Origin of the sequence: Streptomyces sp. NBC_00190 (genome assembly GCF_036203305.1) — a bacterium.
Lineage (GTDB): Bacteria > Actinomycetota > Actinomycetes > Streptomycetales > Streptomycetaceae > Streptomyces.
Map to the genome: position 1 here is coordinate 8,181,171 of NZ_CP108131.1, position 20,425 is coordinate 8,201,595.

20 protein-coding genes are annotated in these 20,425 nt (G+C 71.5%); 15 read left to right on the plus strand and 5 right to left on the minus strand.

Going from position 1 to position 20,425, the window contains the following annotated elements:
- Nucleotides 1-3: 3 nt before the first annotated feature.
- Entirely contained in the window at nt 4-396 is a 393-nt protein-coding gene (locus OG429_RS37970; protein ID WP_328929806.1) for a nuclear transport factor 2 family protein, read from the plus strand.
- An 83-nt stretch (nt 397-479) separates the two neighbouring features.
- Here the strand turns inward: OG429_RS37970 and OG429_RS37975 are convergent, their stop codons facing one another.
- A complete protein-coding gene (locus tag OG429_RS37975; RefSeq protein ID WP_328929807.1) occupies nt 480-752 on the minus strand; it encodes a hypothetical protein in 273 nt (90 codons plus the stop codon).
- 107 nt (nt 753-859) lie between these two features.
- Here OG429_RS37975 and OG429_RS37980 point away from each other — a divergent pair, with 107 nt between their 5' ends.
- Nucleotides 860-1,261, plus strand: coding sequence for a DUF2255 family protein (locus OG429_RS37980; RefSeq protein WP_328929808.1), 402 nt, complete (start codon nt 860-862; stop codon nt 1,259-1,261).
- On the opposite strand, the gene OG429_RS37985 is transcribed toward OG429_RS37980, so the two are convergent.
- Nucleotides 1,223-3,901 carry a helix-turn-helix transcriptional regulator gene (locus tag OG429_RS37985; protein WP_328929809.1) on the minus strand — a complete coding sequence of 893 codons (2,679 nt, stop codon included), beginning with the start codon at nt 3,899-3,901 and terminating at the stop codon, nt 1,223-1,225. The genes OG429_RS37980 and OG429_RS37985 overlap by 39 nt on opposite strands.
- Nucleotides 3,902-4,036: 135 nt before the next feature.
- Between OG429_RS37985 and OG429_RS37990 the strand changes: the two genes are divergently transcribed.
- Nucleotides 4,037-5,326 (plus strand): MFS transporter, encoded by a 1,290-nt coding sequence (locus OG429_RS37990; RefSeq protein WP_328929810.1) that lies wholly within the window; start codon nt 4,037-4,039, stop codon nt 5,324-5,326.
- Between the two features lie 2 nt (nt 5,327-5,328).
- On the plus strand, nt 5,329-6,666 hold the full coding sequence (locus OG429_RS37995; RefSeq protein WP_328929811.1) for a carotenoid oxygenase family protein: 1,338 nt from the start codon (nt 5,329-5,331) through the stop codon (nt 6,664-6,666).
- Nucleotides 6,667-6,756: 90 nt separating this feature from the next.
- On the opposite strand, the gene OG429_RS38000 is transcribed toward OG429_RS37995, so the two are convergent.
- From OG429_RS38000 to OG429_RS38010, 3 genes are all read right to left on the minus strand, one after another.
- Complete coding sequence (locus tag OG429_RS38000) at nt 6,757-7,350, minus strand: hypothetical protein (protein ID WP_328929812.1); 594 nt, start codon at nt 7,348-7,350, stop codon at nt 6,757-6,759.
- Nucleotides 7,351-7,373: 23 nt separating this feature from the next.
- A complete protein-coding gene (locus OG429_RS38005) occupies nt 7,374-7,550 on the minus strand; it encodes an ATP-binding protein (RefSeq protein WP_328929813.1) in 177 nt (58 codons plus the stop codon).
- A gap of 148 nt (nt 7,551-7,698) precedes the next feature.
- The gene (locus OG429_RS38010; RefSeq protein WP_328929814.1) at nt 7,699-10,014 is read right to left on the minus strand and encodes a M9 family metallopeptidase; all 2,316 of its coding nucleotides are present in this window, start codon (nt 10,012-10,014) and stop codon (nt 7,699-7,701) included.
- 354 nt (nt 10,015-10,368) lie between these two features.
- Between OG429_RS38010 and OG429_RS38015 the strand changes: the two genes are divergently transcribed.
- The 11 genes from OG429_RS38015 (at nt 10,369) to OG429_RS38065 (ending at nt 20,256) form a co-directional block, all read left to right on the plus strand.
- A complete protein-coding gene (locus tag OG429_RS38015) occupies nt 10,369-11,505 on the plus strand; it encodes a zinc-dependent alcohol dehydrogenase (protein WP_328929815.1) in 1,137 nt (378 codons plus the stop codon).
- Nucleotides 11,502-12,446, plus strand: a complete 945-nt coding sequence (locus OG429_RS38020) for an ROK family protein (RefSeq protein WP_328929816.1) — start codon at nt 11,502-11,504, stop codon at nt 12,444-12,446. Before OG429_RS38015 ends, OG429_RS38020 begins: the two co-directional genes overlap by 4 nt.
- Nucleotides 12,447-12,477: 31 nt before the next feature.
- Complete coding sequence (locus OG429_RS38025; RefSeq protein ID WP_328929817.1) at nt 12,478-13,479, plus strand: phosphotransferase family protein; 1,002 nt, start codon at nt 12,478-12,480, stop codon at nt 13,477-13,479.
- 226 nt (nt 13,480-13,705) lie between these two features.
- Nucleotides 13,706-14,233: a dioxygenase family protein gene (locus OG429_RS38030; protein ID WP_328929818.1), complete on the plus strand. Its 528-nt coding sequence runs from the start codon at nt 13,706-13,708 to the stop codon at nt 14,231-14,233.
- Between the two features lie 103 nt (nt 14,234-14,336).
- A complete protein-coding gene (locus tag OG429_RS38035) occupies nt 14,337-15,671 on the plus strand; it encodes an aspartate aminotransferase family protein (RefSeq protein ID WP_328929819.1) in 1,335 nt (444 codons plus the stop codon).
- Nucleotides 15,668-16,624, plus strand: coding sequence for an inositol monophosphatase family protein (locus OG429_RS38040; protein WP_328929820.1), 957 nt, complete (start codon nt 15,668-15,670; stop codon nt 16,622-16,624). The genes OG429_RS38035 and OG429_RS38040 overlap by 4 nt, the downstream gene beginning before the upstream one ends.
- Nucleotides 16,625-16,629: 5 nt before the next feature.
- A complete protein-coding gene (locus tag OG429_RS38045; protein WP_328929821.1) occupies nt 16,630-17,544 on the plus strand; it encodes a diiron oxygenase in 915 nt (304 codons plus the stop codon).
- A complete protein-coding gene (locus OG429_RS38050; protein WP_328929822.1) occupies nt 17,531-18,406 on the plus strand; it encodes a hypothetical protein in 876 nt (291 codons plus the stop codon). Before OG429_RS38045 ends, OG429_RS38050 begins: the two co-directional genes overlap by 14 nt.
- Nucleotides 18,403-19,446: an NAD(P)H-dependent flavin oxidoreductase gene (locus tag OG429_RS38055; protein ID WP_328929823.1), complete on the plus strand. Its 1,044-nt coding sequence runs from the start codon at nt 18,403-18,405 to the stop codon at nt 19,444-19,446. Before OG429_RS38050 ends, OG429_RS38055 begins: the two co-directional genes overlap by 4 nt.
- Nucleotides 19,447-19,448: 2 nt before the next feature.
- Nucleotides 19,449-19,682 carry an acyl carrier protein gene (locus OG429_RS38060; protein ID WP_328929824.1) on the plus strand — a complete coding sequence of 78 codons (234 nt, stop codon included), beginning with the start codon at nt 19,449-19,451 and terminating at the stop codon, nt 19,680-19,682.
- Nucleotides 19,683-19,689: 7 nt separating this feature from the next.
- Nucleotides 19,690-20,256 (plus strand): MOSC domain-containing protein, encoded by a 567-nt coding sequence (locus OG429_RS38065; protein WP_328929825.1) that lies wholly within the window; start codon nt 19,690-19,692, stop codon nt 20,254-20,256.
- Nucleotides 20,257-20,425: the final 169 nt, after the last annotated feature.

Consider the following 20,425-nt stretch of genomic DNA (forward strand, 5'->3'; position numbering starts at 1 on the left):
CCGATGAACCGCACCGGTATCGCAGCTGCCCTGGGCGACCTGCTCTTCAACCGCGACATATCCCTGGAGGAGGCCGCCGACCGCCACTTCACCCCCGCGTACCGCCAGCGCACCGACGGCGAGTGGGCCGACCGCGCCGAGTTCCTCGACCACATCAGCCACCTGCGCACCATCGTCGCCGGCGGCACGGTCGAGGTCCACGACGAGCTCTACGACGGCACCAAGTACGCCGATCGCCACACCTGCCACATCACCAAGAAGGACGGCACCACCGTCACCATGGAGGTCTACGTCTTCGCCGACCTCGCCCCCGACGGCCGCTTCGACCGCATCGAGGAAACCACCCTCATGCTCAGCGGCACCGACGCCGACCGCAACATCGGAAGCGCCCGCTGACGACCCGCTCTCGTGGAGGACCTTCAGGACCTGCTGAGGTGCTGGAGCGGCGTTCGGGTCGGGCCGCTCCGGCCTCACGGACATCAGTCCCAGAGGGAGACCGCCAGGACCAGGGCGATGACCGGGATCAGCAGCCACGGCTCGGCCAGGACCAGGAGCCCGCTGAAGACCAGGGAGAAGTACGCCAGTGCTTTGGCGACGCGGCGCCGGGCCTTGCTCTTCCGGCCCTTGTTCTTCTTCGAGCCCTTGTGGTGCGGCGCCTCGGCCTCCGTGCCGGAGACCACCTCAAAGGTCTGCGTGTTGGTGTCGATGTCGGTGTCGATTGCGGTTTCGGGCTTCATGTCGATGTTCGTCATGACGCTCAGCTTCGTCGCGGGTACACCGCTGTCGCGTCGGTGAAGCCCACCTATCTAGGTGAAGACCACCGACGCGTACGTAGAGCCGCCACGGTGAAGGTTGGTCCATGAACGCTTACACGGATCGCGCGGAGATCGTTTTGTGGGTACGGCATGAGGACGGCCGGTGGTCTGCCAGGACGGTCTGGGTGGTGGTGCTCAACGGACTCAACGGGCTCAACGGGCGCTACGGGCAGGCGTATGTCCGCTCGGCCTTCGGCCGGCGCAGTGCCTGGTACCTCCGGGTACTGCGGGGTGCGGACACAGCGGTGGAGGTGGCCGGGGTCCGGATGCCCGTCACCCTCCGGCCGGTGGACGACCTCGAACTCGTCGAGCGCGTCTCCGGTGCCTACCGGGCCAAGTACGGTTCGAGCTGGCCCGGCCCGGTGGAGTCGATGAACGGGCCCGAGGCCGCGGCCACCACCATGCGGCTAACGGATATCGGGCAGGTCACGCAGCTGTCTGCGTGAGGTGAGCCCGAGCTTGCGGAAGATGTTGCGCAGGTGCGCGTCGACCGTCCGCGGACTGAGGAACAGCTTCGCCGCCACCTCCTTGGAAGTGGCGCCGTCCGCGACCAGGCGCGCGATGTGCACCTCCTGCATCGTCAGCTGGTCCGATGCCTTCGACGTGCGGCTGCGGGCCTGCTCGCCCGTGGCACGGAGTTCGCCCGCGGCGCGCTCGGCGAACGCCTCCAGACCAAGATCGGACAGCACCTCGTGCGCCGCCCGCAGCTCGGACCGGGCGTCACGCCGTCGGCCCTGGCGGCGCAGCCACTCCCCGTACAGCAGCTGTGCGCGGGCGCGGTAGACGATCAGCGCGCTGTCGTCGAGCAGGCCGATCGCCTCCTCGTACGCGGATTCGTCCTCGGTCACCAGAGCCCGCGCATAGGCCTCGACGCCAAGGCCCCACGCATGCCGGCCCGCCTGCGTGCGCTCCTGGAGGGACGCGAGGGCCGCGGCGGCGACCTCGCTCTCACCGCATCGCACCGCCGCCTCGACCAGCTCGGGCAGGGCGAGGCTCGACGTGCCGACGGCGCCGTACTCGACCGCTTGCTTCGCCGCCTTCAGTGCGGCCGGGTAGTCGGCAAGGCCGTTGCCGAGCACGGCCGTCGCCCACTGCACGCTCAGGGTCATCCGATGATCCACCGACGCGAACAGTTCGGCGGCCTCCTCGCGCCGCCCGCGCAACGCGGCCAGGTGGAGGCGCGGGTAGACCAGCGGTGCCGCGCCGGTGGCGTCGGCGATCGCCTCCTCCTCGGAGATCAGCTCCATCGCGGTGCCGAAGTCGCCGGCGTGCGCGGTCGCGGCGGCCTGCATGGCCAGTCCGATGGGCAGGGCGTGGAAGGAACCCGACTCCCGGCCGGCCGCGACGGCACGGGTGGCGATGCCGTACATGGTGTCGCGGTTCCACAGTTCGGTGGCCACCATGAACCCCAGTGACGGCCGTCTGGCCCACACCTCGTGGCCGGCGTCGCCGACGACCGGCCTCAGGATCTCCCCGGCCGCCCGGTGCCCGTCGCCGACCAGGCTGGTGAGGCCGGCCAGGACCGCCGCCGCGCCGGCCACCGGCCCGCCCGCCACCGGCCCGCCCGTCGGCGGAGCCTGCCTGACGGCGTCCACCACGTGGTCGAGGCCGCCGAGCAGGACGCCCATCTCGATGGCGTCCAGATAGCACTCCCGTGACCAGGCGGGGTTGGTGGCCGCCAGCCGGGCGGCGGCCCGCAGGAGGTACTTCGTGGGGCCTTCGTCTCCGCGGCGACGGACGAACGACAGCCTGCCGCGGAGCAGGTCGGCCCTGGCGTCCTGGCCCGGATCGTCGGTCGCCACGGTGGTGAGCAGTTCGGCCGCCGTGTCGAAGTCGCCCACCGAGAGCTTGGCCTCTACCGCGGCGAGGACCCGCTCGGTGCGTTGGACCGGACCGATCGTGAGCGCGGCCGAGCGTTCGAGGAAGGCCGCCGCCGCCGCGACGCCGCCCCGTTCGCGGGCGCGTGTGGCGGAGGCTTCGAGCTCGGCGGCGACCTGCTCGTCCGGACCGGCACTGGCCTGGGCGCGATGCCAGGCCCGCCGGTCGGGGTCGGTGACCGGGTCGGTCACGGCGGCCAGCGCCTCGTGCGCCCTGCGCCGCTCCTCCGGCGCCGCGGCGCGGTAGGCGGCCGAGCGGGCGAGGGGGTGGCTGAACCGGATCCGGGTGCCGAACTCGACCAGCGGCGCGGACTCCGCGGCGGCGGCCGCGTCGATGCCCAGGAGTTCGGCCGCGCGCCACAGCAGGCCGGGGTCGCCGATCGGGTCGGCGGCGGCGACCGTCACCAGCAGCCGGGCCGCCGGCGGCAGGAGTTCCAGCCGGGAACGGAAGCTCTGCTCGATCACTGCGGGTACCGAGTCGGGCTGGGCGAATCCGCCCGCCATCCCGGCAAGTCCGGCGGTCCTGGGAAGTTCCACCAGCGCGAGCGGATTGCCGCGCGCCTCGGCCAGGATGCGGTCCCGCACCCGCTCGTCCAGCGGGGCGCGGATCGCCGCGGCCAGCAGCGCGCGCGCATCCTTTTCGCCGAGCCCCTGAAGCGAACGGCTGGGCAGCTCGTCCAGCTCGGGCAGGCGGCTCGGCTCGCGCACCGCGAACACGAGGGCGATCGACTCGGCCGAGACCCGGCGGGCCAGGAAGGCCAGCGCCTTGGCCGACGCCTGATCCAGCCACTGTGCGTCGTCGACGACGCACAGGAGCGGGCGTTCCCGCACGGTCTCCACCAGGAGTCCCAGCGACGCGACGCCGACCAGGAACGGATCGGGTGTGCCGGTGTCGAGGCCGAAAGCGATCTCCAGCGCCTTGCGGTGCGGCGCGGGCAACGCCGTCAGCCCGTCGGTGACGGGCGCGAGCAACTGGTGCAGCGCGGCGAACGGCAGCTCCGTCTCGAATTCCGCGCCGGACGCCCGCATGACGAGGAACCCGGCCGCGGCCTCGTCCAGGTGGCGCAGCAGCACGCTCTTGCCGATGCCCGCCTCACCGCGCAGGACCAGGGCGCCGCCCCGGCTCTCCCGCGCCGCTTGAAGCAGGGCATCGAGCCGTCGTATCTCGTCCTGACGGCCGACCAGCGCATCCGTGTGTGTCTCGGGCATGGTCGAAAACCTATGCGGTCATGGGCCTTAGGGGAATCCGAGGCCGACCGGCGTCACCTAAGTGCCTACCGCGGGCGGTCGTATAGGCGATGACTACCGACGCGAGCGGGAGGCTCCCGCTGCGAGTGTCGAGACATGACCCGCACCGCACCGCAACGGACGACAACCGGCTGGACACCGCTGGTGGTTCTGGCCACGGCCCAGTTCCTGGTCGTACTGAGCACGTCGATCGTGAACGTCGCCCTGCCGCAGATCCGGGCCGGGCTCGAACTGTCGGACACGGGCCAGGCATGGACGGTCAACGCCTATGTACTGGCCTTCGGCGCCCTGTTGCTGCCGGGCGGGCGGGCCGGCGACGTATACGGCCTCCGTCGCGTGTTCCTGCTCGGCACTGGCCTGTTCGCCCTCTCCTCCCTGGGCGCCGCTCTGGCGCCCACGGCGATCGCGCTGATCGCCTGCAGGGCGGTGATGGGAATCGGGGCCGCGCTGCTGGCGCCCACGGCGCTCGCCCTGGTGCTGACGCTCTACTCCGGCAAGGAGCACCGTGGCACCGCACTCGGTGTGTGGGGCGCGGTCTCCGGGGCCGGCGGGGCGGCGGGCGTGCTGCTGAGCGGGCTGCTCACCAGCGTGTTCGGCTGGCGCGCGGTGTTCGTCGTGATGGTGCCCTTCGCCCTGGCGGTGTTGGTGGCCACCGTGTGGCTGGTCGGCGCGGACCGCCCACGCGGCGGAAGCCTGGACGTCCCGGGCACGGTGACGGTGACGGCGGGGCTGGTCGCGCTCACCTACGGCCTGTCAGGGTCTTGGCCGCTGGCCGTGCTCGGTCTGGCGCTGCTCGCCCTGTTCGTCGTGCTCCAGCGCCGGGGCGCCGAGCCGCTGCTGCCGGCGCGGATGAGGGTGGTGGCGGTGCCCAACGTGCTGATGGCCCTGCTGGGCGCGGTCTGGCTCGGACTGTTCTACTTCCTGCCCCTCTACCAGCAGCACGCCCTCGGCTACTCGCCCCTGGAGGCCGGGCTGACCCAGCTTCCCCTCGCCCTCATGATCACCCTCGCTTCGTGGGTCACGGGCAAGGTCTCCGGCCGTCACGTGCTCCCCGTGGGCCTGCTGGTCCTCGCGGCCGGACTGGCCTGGCTGTCCAGGACTCCGGCCGACGGCACCTTCCCCGTGGACCTGATCGGTCCGATGCTCCTCATCGGCACCGGGCTGGGGGTGGCCTTCGTACGGCTCACCGCGATGTCTTCCACGGGCGTCCCGGCCGCCGACAACGGCCTGGCCGGCGGGCTGGTCAACGCCGCCCGGCAGATCGGCGGAGCCGTCGGCCTGTCCTTCCTGACCCTGCTCCCCTCCACCGGCGCGGCATTCCTGGCCTGCGCCGCCCTGACTCTGCTCATCTCCGCTCTCTCGACTCTCTCCACCCGAAAGGCCTGATCATGACCCTGGACAAGCCGTACGTCACCGGTCACTTCACCCCCGTCACCGACGAGATCACCGGCCACGAACTGAAGGTGCGCGGCACCCTCCCGCCCGAGCTGAACGGCCGCTACTTCCGCAACGGCCACAACCCCAAGCCGGGCATCACCCCCACCCACTGGTTCCGCGGCGAAGGAATGATCCACGGCATCCGCCTCAAGGACGGCCGGGCCGAGTGGTACCGCAACCGCTGGGTGCGCACCCCCTTCCTCGACGGCGTGCCGTTCACCGGAACCGAGCTCGAAGTCAGCGCCGCCGCAACCAACATCATCTTCCACGGGGGCCGCTACCTGGCCCTGCAGGAAGCCAACCTGCCCTGGGAGGTCAGCGCCGACCTCGACACCATCGGCGTCCACGACTTCGGCGGCAAACTCACCAGCGCGATGACCGCCCACCCCAAGGAAGACCCGGAGACCGGCGAGCTGCACTTCTTCAGCTACAGCCCCTTCCCGCCGCACCTGACCTACTACGTGGCCGACGCCTCCGGCGACATCGTCAGGTCGCAGATCGTCGACGGCGCCGGCCCGTCGCTCATGCACGACTTCGCCATCACCCGCGAGCACGTCGTCTTCATCGACTCGCCGGTGGTCTTCGATCACGCCGAGCAGTCCGGCATTCCCTACCGCTGGCACGACGACGTCCCGCTGCGCATCGGCGTGATGCCCCGCGCCGGGGGCAAGACCACCTGGTTCGAGGTGCCCGACCAGGCCGTGCTGCTGCACGTGACCAACGCCTACACCGACGCGCGGGGCCGGATCGTCCTCGAAGCACCGCGTTTCGACCGTTCCGCCTGGGAGAGCTCGTGGAAGTGGTGGGTCGGCTCGCCCGGCTACGGCACCAGCCCCGCCACCGGCTCGACCCTCTACCGGTGGATCATGGACCCGGCCACGGGCAAGGTCACCACCGAGCCCCTGGGCGACCTGGTCACCGAGTTCCCGTCGATCAACGACGCCTACACCGGCTCGGACTACCGCTACAGCTACGCGATCGCGTTCCCCGGCGCGGGCCTGTCCGGCTTCCACACCGTCAAGTTCGACACCCGCACCGGCGGGCAGAAGCTCCGGGCCCACGGCGAGGGCCGGATGCCCGGCGAGGCCGTCTTCGCACCCGCCGAGGGCGGCACCGCCGAGGACGACGGCTACCTGCTCACCATCGTCAGCGACCTCAAGGCCGACGCCTCGGAGCTGCTCGTCCTGGACGCGGGCGACCTGAGCACCGTGGCCGCCGTCGAACTGCCCCGCAGGGTCCCCGCCGGCATCCACGGCCACTGGATCCCCGACGCCGAACTGCCTGCCTGACCCACCCCAGCCGCCCGGGCCGCCGTGTTCCCCCACACGGCGGCCCGGGCTTCCCACACCGGGAAACCGTGCGGACGACCTGGGAGCTCATCATCGCGCGGGCATGGCGGTGGCAGGGCGATGAACCTCCAGGATGACTGCGGTACCGGCCACGGTTCTGTCCTCGTGCATGGTGATCTGCTGGCCGGGCTGGACGTGCGTCCAGTGGGAGGGGGTGAGGGGCACGAGGCGAACCGTGGCTTGCCCGCCGGGCTCCAGCAAGGTCATGTTCTCAATCCAGAGCCGGGCGATGCTGACCGCACGTCCGCCGGTGGGTGAGTGGTGTCCGATGTCCCACATGGGTCGCAGAACACCGGAGCCGATCGGTGTCGTGCGTCGCGCCTCGGTGGCAGGGCGGAGCGTCAGATCCGCCCGGATCACGCCGTTGCGGATCTCGGAGCATCGCCAATGGCACCAAGTCGCGCTCCGCTCCAGCCGGAGCTGCTCAGCCGCTTCGGCGAGCTGCTCCCAGAACGCCAGAGGGAGCGAGTGAGCGTCCCCGAGCTCCTCCAGCAGGCCCAGGGCGATCTCCCACTCGTCGTGGACGAGGTAGTCCCAGATGTCTCGCACCGTGATGTCGTTCTCGGTGGCGGTATCTTCCGGAACCAGCAAGGAAGCTGATTCGAGCAGCTCAGGTACGCCCATGCTCTCATTGTCGACCACGTGAGCTACCAGGCTGCGCATTCCTGGTCTCGCTCGATGGCAGCGAGCCGGTTCTTGAGCCGGTAGCTGGGGCCGTTGCTGGAGATCACATCGCAGTGGTGCAGGAGGCGGTCGAGGGTGGCGGTGGCCAGGACCCGGCGGCCGGCGCGGCGGGCCGTCTGTGTCCACCCCGTCGCCTGCATACGAAAGGCGGTCCTTGCCCTCCGCGATCGGAGGGCAAGGACCGCCGTTACGTTCAGGCCCCGGTGGCCGGCAGTGCCGGCGAGGCGGGGTCCTCCTTGCCGAGCGGATGCCTGTTCAGTGGGGCCCAGTCGGCCCCGGCGGACCGGCTCACTTGGACTGCGTGGAGACGCTCACACCGCTGAAGTCCTGCGCGGCGGCGAGGCTGAAGTAGACCCAGCCGGAGGGCGGGTTGTCGATCGTCAGGGTCTCGCCGTTGCCGGCGTTGGTGGACTTCGCCTGGTAGCCGCTGGTGGTGGCCCAGCTGCTGCCGCCGTAGTACAGGTCGGCGTTGCCGGTGCCGCCGCTGCTCGTGATGGTCAGCTGCTTGACGCCGGCCGGCAGGTAGACGAAGTGGTAGCTGTAGTTGCCGGTGGAGGCCGCGAGGTTGTCCCGGCGGCAGTTCGCGTCGAACTGACGGGGGTCGCTGGCGGTGCAGAGCGGGGTGGACGGGGCCTCCGGCAGCGGGCCGCAGTCGTTGGTCGCGCAGGTGGTCGTCAGCCAGGTGGCGAACCCCGCGTCGTAGCTCGTGCCGATGGTCTGCTTCAGGAAGGTGCGGGCACCGTTCCAGTCACCGGTGCGGTACTTGCCCAGCACGGTCTGGACGTCGGCGGGGTGCGCCTGGAGCATGTAGCGGACCGCGAGGAAGCCCCAACGGTAGACCCGGTTCGAGTTGACCTGGGGGTCCTCGTCCTGGCCGTAGACGGTGTCGAACAGGTCGCTGAGCTTGTACGTGTTCTTGCGGGCCTCGGCGATCGCGTCGGCGTTGCGCTCACCCCGGTAGCCGAACGAGATGTTCTCGGCGATGCCCTCGACCCACCAGATGGTCGGCGTGGTGATGCCGGCCTCGAAGTCGCCGGCCATGTTGTAGCGGCCGTCGAGGTAGTGGGTGTACTCGTGGTTGAGGTTCCAGATCTGGAAGTCCGGGCGCAGCCAATGGGCCTCGTGGGCGATGAAGCGGGCCTGGTTGCCGGCGGCGGCCGGGTTGCCCTCCTCGTACATGCCGCCGTTGTCGACGTCGATGTTGTAGATGGCCCAGGCGTACAGCGAGTACTGGGTGTAGTCGTCGAAGACGACGACCTCGAGGTTGGTGTTCAGGTCGCCGGGGATCGCGCCCTTGTCGCCGATGATCCGGTGGAAGTAGGCGTCCTGGTTGACCAGGCTGGTGCAGGTGCTCTCCAGCTGGCCGGGGGACATGTCCTGGGCGCGGATCTTCAGGCCCGGGGTGCACGTGTGCTGGATCGGCAGGACCGCCGGGAGCACGCGGTCGCCCAGGTCGCAGATGGCGTAGGCCGCGCAGCTGCCCCTGTCGTACTGGCGCGTGTACCAGCCCAGGTTCATGGTGATCGGCGCGGTGGGGCCGACGTTCGGGTAGCGGTTGATCAGGTCCTTCAGCAGCGGCCGGAGCCGGTCCTTGAGCTCGGGGACGTCGAGGGCGAAGCCGAGGTAGCGGCCGACGTTGCTGACGACGTCCAGGCGGTTCAGCTGCGCGCCGTTGCGCGTGATGAAGCCGGCCCAGGTGTTGAGGATGGCGGGGTCGGCCTTGAGGGCGGCGCGCCAGCCGCGGGCGTCGTTCTTGGCCTTGAAGCCGTTCTCGACGACCCACTCGACGTGCTGCATGGCGAGGTTCATCTGGCCGGGCCACGTGGCGTCGTAGCTGCCGAGCATCCACTTGACGACGCCGGCGTACCGGCCGGCCGCGTGGGTGCTGTCGATCAGGGTGACGACCTCGTTGAAGATCTCGCCGTTGGCGTCGGTGACGTCCTTGCTGCGCGGGGAGGCGAAGAAGGCGTCCAGCGCGCCGAGCGCCGCGCTGTCCAGCGCCGTGCCGTAGTCGCCGACGACGTCCGCGTGGTTGTCCTGCACGTAGTAGCCGGCGCGCAGGAACAGCACCAACTGCCCGACGGCGGCGCTGTTGTTGCCCGAGTAGGTGGCGGAGGCGTCGCGCAGCGCGTTGGCGACGGTCACCATCTGGGGTTCACGGAAGGCCTTCCGCGCGTCCTCCCCGGTGAGGCTGAACAGGGGGTACGTACAGTTGACCCGGGGGAGGGCCTTGAGCTGCTGGACCAACGCGCTGCCCGTGGCCTTGATCACGCCGGAGAGGTCGCCGCACTCGTCCCCGGCGGCGGCCGAGGACTGCTTGCCGGCCTTGACGGTGGGGGCGGGGGCCGGGGTGGACTCCAGGGGACTGTCCTGCGAGGAGATCCGGAAGCGCGAGCTGTTGGTCATCGCATCGGGCGACTTGGGGACCGGGATCGACCGCGGTGCCGAGGCCGCGGTTCTGCTCGCGTTCGTACCGGCCTGGGCCGTGGCGCGGGCGGTGGCGGCCTGGCTCTGTGGCGTGAGCAGGCCGAGCGCAATGAAGACGGCTGCGCCGAGCGCAGGAAGTCTGCGCGCGCCGGCCTTCGTTATGCGGAAGGGAAGCATCTGTGGGGGCCTCCGGGGCCGTTGTGGCCGCGCGCTGGGGACACGGGCCGCTGATGTGTGACATGTAAAATTTCACATGTCGTATCGCGCTGGAAGGCTTCTGGCCAGATTTCCGGCCACCGCAACTGAAACGTTGTCAACTGCCGACTGCGGGGCCGCCAACCAACCTCAGCGGCCTCCGAGTTGGGAACGCCCCGGGGGCCGCCGGAGCGTCTTCCTCTCCCATTTCGGCCAGCCCGGAAGTTGTGGGGCCCAGGCCAGGCCGGGCGCGGCCGCGAAGTGGCTCAGAGGCGTCGTGTCCGGCCGCGTTCGGCTGAGTTAGCGTCGCCCGCAGGAAACCGATGGGGAGGTCTCGTGCGCGCTCTCGTCTATCTGGGTCCAAGCTCCGCCGAACTGCAGGACCGGCCCGCCGCACAGCTCGTGAACCACGATGACGTCGTGGTGGAGATCGTCGGTACGGGGGTCTGCGGAACGGACCGCAAGATCCTGCTCGGGCGGTTCCCCGCCCGGCCGGGCGTGGTGCTCGGGCACGAGTCGGTAGGTGTGGTGCGAGAGGCGGGGCCGCAGGTTCGTTCGGTCGGGGTGGGGGACCGGGTGGTGGTCAACCCCACGCTGTACTGCGGCTGGTGCGTCCCGTGCCGCCGGGGAGCGACCAACTTCTGCCGTCACAAGGCCGGGACCGAGGTCGGTGTCGACCGCGACGGCACGTACGCGGAGGCCGTGACTCTGCCGGAACGTTTCGTCGAACGGGTTCCCGCCGGTCTGCCCTTCCGCAGCGCGGTCCTGATCGAGCCGCTCGCCTGCGTCCTGAACAACGTCAAGGCCGCGTCCGTAACCTTCGACGACACCGTGGTGGTGCTCGGCGCAGGCCCGATCGGGATGCTGACCGCACTCGTCGCCGCCCGCCGGGCGCGCCGGGTCACCGTCGCCGAACCGGACGGCTACCGGCTGGAGCGGGCCCGCGAACGGTGCGCGCACGTGGTGGACGTGGCCGGAACGGACCCGGCCGAAGCCGTGGTGAAGGCCACGGGCGGCGAGCGTCCCTCCGTCGTCTTCGACACCACGGGCACCGGCCTGGACGCGGCGCTGCGGCTGATCGACGACGGCGGCCGGGTGGTGGTGATGGGCTTCGACGACACCTACACCGTGCCGTTGCGCCCGCTCCAGCTCACCAACCGGGGCATCCAGCTGATCGGCGCCGGGGACTACCGGGCCGACATCTTCCCGGTCGCCGTGGACCTGGCCGCAGAGCTCGACGGCCTCCAACGACCTGGCTCCGGCACCGGACCGGTCCTGGAGCGGCTGGTGACGCACGAGTTCCCGCTCGAACGGTACGCGGAAGCCTTCACCGCGCTCGGCGGGCTCACCCGGGGCGACGGGGCAGGCGGCACCGGCGGCACCGGGCGGCCACCGCGCTACGACGCGCTCAAGGTCGTCATCCGCTCGCACCCCGGCCCGGTCGGCGCCGACGGCTGGCCGGTGGGCGCGTGAGCGCGCCGCGCCTCGGGTCGATCGAGTCGGGCGGGACCAAATTCGTCTGCCTGGTCGGCTCGGCCCCCGACCGGATCGAGGCCGAGACCCGGTTCCCGACCGGCGAACCGGGCCCCACCCTGGCCCGGGCCATCGCCTTCTTCCAGGAGACGGCCGCCGAGACCGGTCCGCTGGACGCGATCGGCATCGCCTCCTTCGGGCCCCTCGAACTGCGCCCGGGCCATGCCCGGTTCGGCCGCCTCGCCGCCACCCCCAAACCCGGCTGGTCCGGGGTGGACGTCGCCGGTCCGGTCGCCGCAGCGCTCGGCGTACCGGTGGGCATCGACACCGACGTCAACGGCGCGGCCCTCGGCGAGGGCCGCTGGGGCGCGGCCCGGGGCCTGGACGCCTACGTCTACCTCACCGTCGGCACCGGGATCGGCGGCGGCGCGGTGATCGGCGGCAGGGTGGTCAGCGGGCTGGTCCACACCGAGATGGGCCACCTCGCGGTGCCCCGGGTCGCGGACGACGCCTTCCCCGGCTCCTGCCCCTTCCACGGCGACTGCTGGGAGGGGCTGGCGGGCGGCGAGGCGATGGGCGCCCGCTGGGGGACCCCGGCCGAAGAACTGACCGGCGACGCACTGCGCGAGGCGCTGCGACTGGAGGCGTCCTACCTTGCCGCGGGGCTGCGCAACATCGTCTACACGGCCGCGCCCCAGCGGATCGTGATCGGCGGCGGCGTCGCGGAACTCCCCGGGCTGTTCCCGCTGCTCCGTGCCGAACTGACCTCGGCACTGGGCGGATACCCCGGGCTGCCCGAGCACACGGCCGAGGACTTCGTGGTCCCGGCACGGCTCGGCCGGCTCGCCGGACCGGCCGGCGGACTGGTCCTGGCGGCCGGGGCGGCCGCCGCCGCACGGGCGCGGCCCGGCGCTGGGCCATCGGGGGGACCGGACGCATGAGGACGGCCCCGGACCGGGCAGGCTGGCCGGTGTGACGCGCCCCGACCTGGTGGGCCTCCTGGACCCGGCCACCCGCGCCTGGCTGACCCGGCACGCCCTGCCCGGCGCCCGGCTGCACGAGGTGGACCCGCTGCCCGGCGGGTTCACCAACGACATGGCCCTGCTCACGACCCGGTCCGCCGACGCGCCGGGCGTGGAGCGCTACGTGCTGCGCCGCTACCGGCCCAGCGGCAGCCGGGTCCCGCGCAACACCTGTGCGGTCGAGGTCGCCGTCCTCGGCCGGGCGGCGGCCCGTACCGTCCCGGTGACCGCGGTGGTCGCGGCCGATCCGCACGGCCGGGCCACCGGCCGCCCCACCCTGCTCTACCGGTTCGTGGACGGGACCCCGCTCAGCCAGGTGCTCGCGGACGGCCCGGTGAGCGGCGAGGCGCGGGCCCTGGGCCGGGCCGTCGGCGGGGTGCTGGCGCGGATCGGCCGGGTCAGGCTGCCCCGCCCGGGCGTCTTCGGCGACTCTTCGCTGGTCCCGGCCCCGGACGGCGCAGCCCCGCTGGGTGACCTGCCCGGTTTCGTCGAGCGCTGTCTGGCCACCGCGGCCGCGGACGGTCCGCTGAGCGGGACGGACGCGGCCGTACTGCGCGCCCTGGCCCGCCGAGGGCCGCGGGCACTCGCCGCCGTGGCGGGTGAACGCAGCCTGGTGCACTGCGACTTCAACCCGAAGAACGTCCTGGTCCAACGACGCGCCGGACAGTGGACGGTGGCCGCCGTGCTCGACTGGGAGCTGGCGTTCAGCGGCTCCCCGCTCTTCGACGTCGGGAACATGCTGCGCTTCGCCCACGAATACCCGCCCGCCTTCACCGCGGGCTTCCTCAAGGGCTTCCGGGGCGGGAACGGCCGACTGCCCGGGGACTGGCTGGGGCTCAGCCGGACGCTCGACCTCTTCGCGCTCGCGGACATCCTCACCGCACCGCCCGACCCGGCCTACTTCGCCCGCGCCCGTACCGTGCTGCGCCGGTCCACCGCCCACCGGTACTGATCGCGGCCGGACGAGTGCACGCCACCGGTCGTCACCTTCCCATCCGGCCCGTGCGCCGCTCCATTCCCAGGAGGCAACTGCTGTCCGTGCGGTTCGCGGAAGTCCTGGCAATAAGTGTCGAATAAATGGCGGAGAGGTGACGCATGGCCTTCTTCTCAACATCGAGAACGCCGGTTAGTCTGCCTGGACCGAAGCGAAAGATACTTGACCGAGGGGGAATTCCGCCGTGGAGAACGGAAGTCCGCAGAATGTCCTGAAGACGCTCACGCCGACCGTTCGCTGCAACGGGACGCCTCCCACGCCCGCCCTGCGCGAAGGGCCGTACTACAAGCCCGACACCCCCTTCAGGACCAGCTTCCGGGGCGATGTGGAAGACGGCGTCCCGATGCTGCTGCACGGCGGCGTGCGCACCCCCGAAGGCGAGCCGATAGCAGGCGCCCTGCTCGACTTCTGGCAGGTCGGGGACTCCGGGGTCTACGACGACGACGGTTTTCGGCTGCGCGGCCACCAGTTCGCGGACGCCGAGGGGCAGTGGCGGCTGGAAACGGTGCTGCCCGCCGTGTACCCCGGGCGGACGCGGCATGTGCACGTGAAGGTGCAGCCGCCCGGCGGATCCGTACTGACCACGATGCTGTATTTTCCCGGCGAACGCCGAAACCATCTTGACAAGTATTTCCGGCCAGAATGTCTGATGGATGTGCGGGAGACCCCCGAGGGTTGGGACGCCGCGTTCACCTTCATTCTGGACGTGTGAACTCCCGCTGTCCGTAATCCCGGGGAGTCTTTTATTTCGCTGCCCGGAGATATTGATATCCGTCGACCGTCGTGTCCGCGGGACGGAAGCCGACAGGAGATTCATGGCCGACCTCATGCGCGACCAGCGCGATACGAAGAGCGGTGCCCGGAGTGACGTCCGCGGTGATGCCCTGAGCTACGCCCAGAACCATCTGTACTACCCGGTCAGCGCGTACGAGATGGACCACGGCGAGGGCATCCACCTGTACGACACCGACGGCAACGAGTACCTCGACTGCGCGTCCGGCACCTTCAACCTGAGCCTCGGCTACGGGCACCCCGAAGTGGTCAAGGCCATGCGCGACCAGGCCGAGCGGCTGGTGCATACGACCTCGACCTTCCAGACCGCCCCCGTCAACGAGCTGGTCCGGCGGCTGGTCGAGGTCACCCCGCCGAACCTGACGAAGGTGCACCTCAAGGTGTCGGGCGGTTCCACCGCCAACGAGGGTGCCGTCAAGATGGCGCAGCTCGCCACCGGCCGCCGCGACGTCATCACCCTGTTCCGCAGCCACCACGGCCAGACCATGATGACGACCACCATGTCGGGCGAGTCGTTCCGCAAGGCACCCTTCCCGCACCTGATGCCGGGCGTCCTCCAGGTGCCCGACCCCTACTGCCTGCGCTGCTTCTACCGCCAGGCGGGGCCCGACAGCTGCGGCATGCTGTGCGTCGAACGCATCAACGACTTCCTCGACCACGCCAGTTCCGGCAGCGTCGCCTGCGTGGTCGTCGAACCGGTCTCCGGCAGCGGCGGCAACATCGTGCCCCCCGAGGGCTACCTGCCCGCGCTGCGCGCCCTGTGCGACGAACGGGGCATCGTCCTCGTCTTCGACGAGATCCAGACCGGCATAGGCCGGGTCGGCCGGATGTTCGCCGCAGAGCACTACGGGGTCCGGCCCGACATCCTGACGACCGCCAAGGGCCTCGGCGGCTCCGGCGCCCAGATCGCGGCCATCGTCGCCGACGAGCGGATGTCCGGGCTCAGCAGCGACCACCACTCCTTCACCTACGGCGGCAACGTCCTCGCCGCCGCCGCGGCGGCCACCACCCTCGACGTGATCGGCCGCCCCGGCTTCCTGGAGAACGTCCGGGAGGTCGGCGCCCACGTCATGGAACGGCTGCGCGTGCTGGCCGCCCTGCACCCCGCCGTCGTGGACGTGCGAGGCCTCGGCCTGATGATCGGGATCGAGATCGGTGACGACCAGGGCCGCCCGCACAGCGAACGGGCCCAGGCCCTCGCCCGGCGCGGCATGGACCACGGCCTGATCCTGCGCACCTCCCGCTACGGCCGGGGCAACGTGATCAAGATTCGCCCGCCACTGATCCTCACCCGTGCGCAGGCCGATCTGCTCTGCGACCGGCTCGAAGCCCTCTTCGCCGCCGAGGCCGCCGCGTGACCGCCTCCGCGTACGGCGGCCCTCCACCCGCCGCGGCCGTGCGGCTGTACGTGACCGGCCTCGCCGGCGCCGTCCGCGAGGCCGTACTGGCCGCCCAGCACCAGCGCGGCAGCCGGCTGGTACGCGGCCACTCGCCGGGCGGGGACGCCCAGTTCGGCCTCGACGAGGTCGCGGAGGCCGCTGTCTGGGAGTACGTCGTCGGACACGACCTGCCCGTCGCGGTCTACTCCGAGGACCGGGGCCTGAAGTACCACGGCACGGACCCGGCCCACCTGCTGGTCGTCGACCCGATCGACGGCACCCGGCCCGCCGTCGCCGGCCTGGAGTCGGCCACCGTCTCGGTGGCCGTCGCCCGCATGTCGCACCGCCCGCGCATCGCCGACGTCGAGCACGCGCTGCTGATGGAGCTGCGCACGGGCGCCTACCTCTACGGGGACCTGGCGACGCCCGGCATCACCGCGCACGGCTACGACCACCCCGTCCCGGCGCTGACCCGCACCACCGACCCCGCGCGGATGTTCTGGTCGCTGGAGTTCAACGGCCACCCGGCCCGCCTGATGACCGAGGCCTACGGCCACCTCATCGACCGCTCGGCCAACACCGGCGGGGTCTTCGTCTTCAACAGCGCCACCTGGTCCATCTCCCGGCTGCTCACCGGCCAGCTCGACGCCTACGTGGACATCGGCAACCGGCTGCTGCGCGACGACCCGGCACTGCTGCCCGAGTTCGAACGCGTCGGCAACGGCCGGGTCCTGCACCTGTTCCCGTACGACATCGCCGCGGCCGTCTTCCTCGCAGAGCGGGCCGGGGCGGTCATCACCGACGGCTACGGACAGCCGCTCGGCGAGACGGTCCTGACCGATCTGACCATCACCAACCAGCGGTCCTGTGTAGCCGCATCCACCCCCGAGCTCCACCGGGCCCTGCTGTCGGCCGTCCGATGGAAGGAGTGACGACCATGCGCCCCCAGAACACCCAGCCCACCGGATCAGCCGGCACCGCGACAGCGGACGACACCGAGTTCCGGGCCCTGCTCGACCGGCTCTCCGACAAGGCCACCGCGGACTACTACAACCCGTTCACCACCTTCGACTGGCCGCCCGCGATCCCCACCGACGGGCTCTGGATGTCCCCCGAACTGCTCTCCGTCCACGGCACCGAGCTGATCGACGAACTGAGCCCGGCCCAGCTCCAGGCCCTGAGCCGGTGGGAGAGCGTCAACTTCTACAGCCTCAACGTGCACGGCATCCGCGAACTGCTCATCGAGGTCACCCGCCGCATCCACACGCCCGGTTTCGAGCTCCCCTCCGAGTTCTTCCACCACTTCATCGGTGAGGAGAACGACCACATGTGGTTCTTCGCCACCTTCTGCCTCAAGTACGCCGACAAGATCTACCCCGACAAGTCGGTCAAGCTGCCCGAGGCTCCGCGCGACCCGGACGTCGAGAGTTTCCTGGTCTTCGCCCGGATCCTGATCTTCGAGCAGATCGTGGACCATTACAACGTCCAGCTGGCCGCTGACCAGCGCCTGCACCCGACCGTCCGGCACATCAACCGGCTGCACCATCAGGACGAGTCCCGCCACATCGCCTTCGGCCGCCGCCTGGTGCAACTGATGTGGAAGCGGCTCCTCGACAGCGGCCTGGACGAGGTGGCGCGGCTCGAACTGCGCAGCTACCTCGGCCGCTACCTCACCACCAGCATGGAGTCCTTCTACAACCCGGCCGTCTACCGGGACGCGGGCCTCGCGGACGGCTTCGCGCTGCGCCGGCGGCTGCTCGCCCACCCCGCCCGGCAGGCCGCCCACGCCAAGGTCCTGCACAAGACCACCGATTTCCTCCACCGGATCGGGGTGTTCGATGCCCGTCACTGACCCCACGGCCACCGGGAACACCGCGGCCACCTGGTCGGTCCGGGACGGACTGGCCACCCTCGACGAACCCGCCGTCCTGCTGAAGGGCGCACTCGACGCGGTGTTCACCCGCTGGGGCGCCGACGCCGGAGCCCGGCAGCAGAGCTACCCGCCGCTGCTGAGGGCCGAGGACCTGCGCACCCTCGACTACTTCCGCAACTTCCCGCACCTGGGCAGCCCGGTCGCCCGGATCCGCCCCGACCGGCTGGCCGCCGTCGCCGCGGACCCGCCCGGAGCCACCGCGCTGCCCCCGGCCGACCTGGCCGACGCCACCCACCTGCTGCCCTCCGCGGCCTGCTACGGCTGCTTCCTGCACCTCACCGGCAGCAGTGCCGACACCCCCGTCCTGATCACCACCGTCGCGCAGTGCTTCCGTAACGAGGACCACCACGACGGGCTGCGCAGGCTCTGGGGGTTCACCATGCGGGAGATCGTGTGTGTCGGCTCCGCCGAAGCGGTACGGGCCCACCTCGACCGGCACCAGGAGCGGATCGCCGCCTTCGGCGCGGCCCTCGGCCTCTCCCTGGACCGGCAGCCCGCCACCGACCCCTTCTTCGAGAAGGACGGCGCCCGCACCGTCATGCAACTGCTCGCCCCGGTCAAGGACGAGTACCTGCACACCGACGGCACCGCCGTCGCCTCCACCAACAACCACCGCAACTTCTTCGGCGAACGCCGCGCCATCCGCCACGCGGGCCGCCCGGCCTTCACCGGCTGCGTCGCCTTCGGCCTGGAGCGCTGGGTGCACGCCCTCGGCGACCGCTTCGAGGGGGACCTGGCCGCCGCGCACCGCGCGGTACGGCAGGCGGGGGAGGGCTCGTGACCCGGCTGGCCGCTCGGCTGGGTCTCGAACTGCCGCTGCTTCAAGCGGGGATGGGCGCCGTAGCCGGGGCCGCGCTGTGCGCCGAGGTGTCCCGGGCCGGAGCGGGCGGCACCCTCGCGCTGTTCAAGGAACCGCCCGCGCGGGCCGCCCGGCTGGTTCAGGAGGTGGCGGCCGCGACGTCCCGCCCGTTCGGGGTGAACGTGGTTCCCGAGGTCGCCGGCCCGGCCGCCTGCCTGAACCAGCTTCGGGCCGTCCTGCCCGAACTGCCCCGGGGCGGCTTCGTCACCTCCTTCGGGCTGCCCGACGCCGACGCGGCCCGGGCCGTGCAGGGCGCCGGACACCCGCTGGTGGTCCAGGTCGGCACCCTCGAGGACGCCGACACCGCCCTCGGGCTGGGTGCGGCCGTCCTCGTCCTCCAGGGCACCGAAGCCGGCGGCCACCTGCTCGGCGGGCTGCCCGTGGACGCCCTACTGGCCGGCGTCCGGTCCCGCCACCCGCACGCCGTCCTGGCCGTCGCGGGCGGGATCGCGACGGGGAGGGACATCGCGGGCGCCCTGGCGCGCGGCGCGGACGGGGCCATGGCCGGAACCCTGTTCGTTCCTGCCGCAGAATCCACCGCGCACCCGGAGTTCAAACGGCGAGTGGTCGAAGCCGTGGCCGAGGACACCCTCATCACCTCCCTCTTCGACATCGGCTGGCCGCACCGCCCGCACCGCGTCCTGCGCAACCCCCTCACCGACACCGCGGACCGCGCCCCGGCCACCTTCATCGCCACCACCCGGGTGGACGGGCGGGAGTACCCGGTACCGCGCTACAGCGCGGCGGCTCCGGGGGACGGGACCACCGGCCGCATCGAGGAGATGGCCATGTACTGCGGCCGGTCCTGCACCCGCGTCACCGCCCTGCACCCGGCCGCCGCGACCGTCGCCCGGGTCCGCCAGGAGTACGAGAGCGCGCTGCGGACCGGCGGGGGCCCCCGAATGCCATCAGGGTCGCGCACGAGCAAGACCGAAGAACTGCACCGGATCCAGAAGAGGTGACCATGGACGACACCATCAAGCCGGTCGTGGACTGGCTGCGCGAACGCAACCCCACCGTCGATGAGATCCCGGAGGACCTCGACCTGATCGAGAACCGGCTGATCGACTCGCTCGGCTTCATGGAGTTCATCCTGCTGCTGGAGGACCTGATCGGCCGGGAACTGCAGCTCGACCAGATCGACGTGAACCAGTTCCGCACCCTGCGCTCCCTCACGGACAACTTCCTGAAGGGGTGAGCAGCCCATGGCGCAGGATCCGCCGCCGCCCGGACCCGGCCGGGTCACCTCCCTGCACCTCGCCGTGCGCACCGGCGAACCCACCTTCCGCGTCGCGCAGGCCCGCGCGGTGACCGGCCGCGGCCTGGCGGGGGACCGCAACTACTGGGCGGGCGAGGGCCCCCGGCCCCGGCGCCGGGGGACCGGCCGGGCATCCGGGGTCTGCGACGTCACCCTCATCGAGGCCGAGGCCCTCGACGCCCTGGCCCGCGAACACGGCATCTCGCTCACTCCCGCCGAATGCCGCCGCAACCTCGTCTGCCGCGACATCTGGCTCAACCCGCTGGTGGACCAAGAATTCCAGATCGGCGCGGTGATCCTGCGCGGCCTCAAACTCAGCGAGCCCTGCGCCCGCCTAGAACAGCTGGTCCGCCCCGGCCTGATCCGCGGTCTGCTGCACCGCGGCGGGCTGCGGGCCGAGGTGGTCCGCGGCGGGACGATCCGGGCCGGCGACCGGATCCTCCCGCTGCCGCACGACGCGCGGCCACTCCCGCGTTCGCAGCGCGCGCCCGCGACCCAGTGGCGCGTTCGCTGACGGCGGGCGGCCGAACGGCTACTTGTCCGCACCGGCGCTCCCGATGAATCGTGGGGAGCCCGCAAGCCCGGCACGCACCCGCGGGACCGGGCCGCAAGCGTCCATGTCCGCGGGTCCGGACGGTTCGCCCGCGCACGGCGCGGAGGGCACGCTGTCCGGCCCGTGGCCC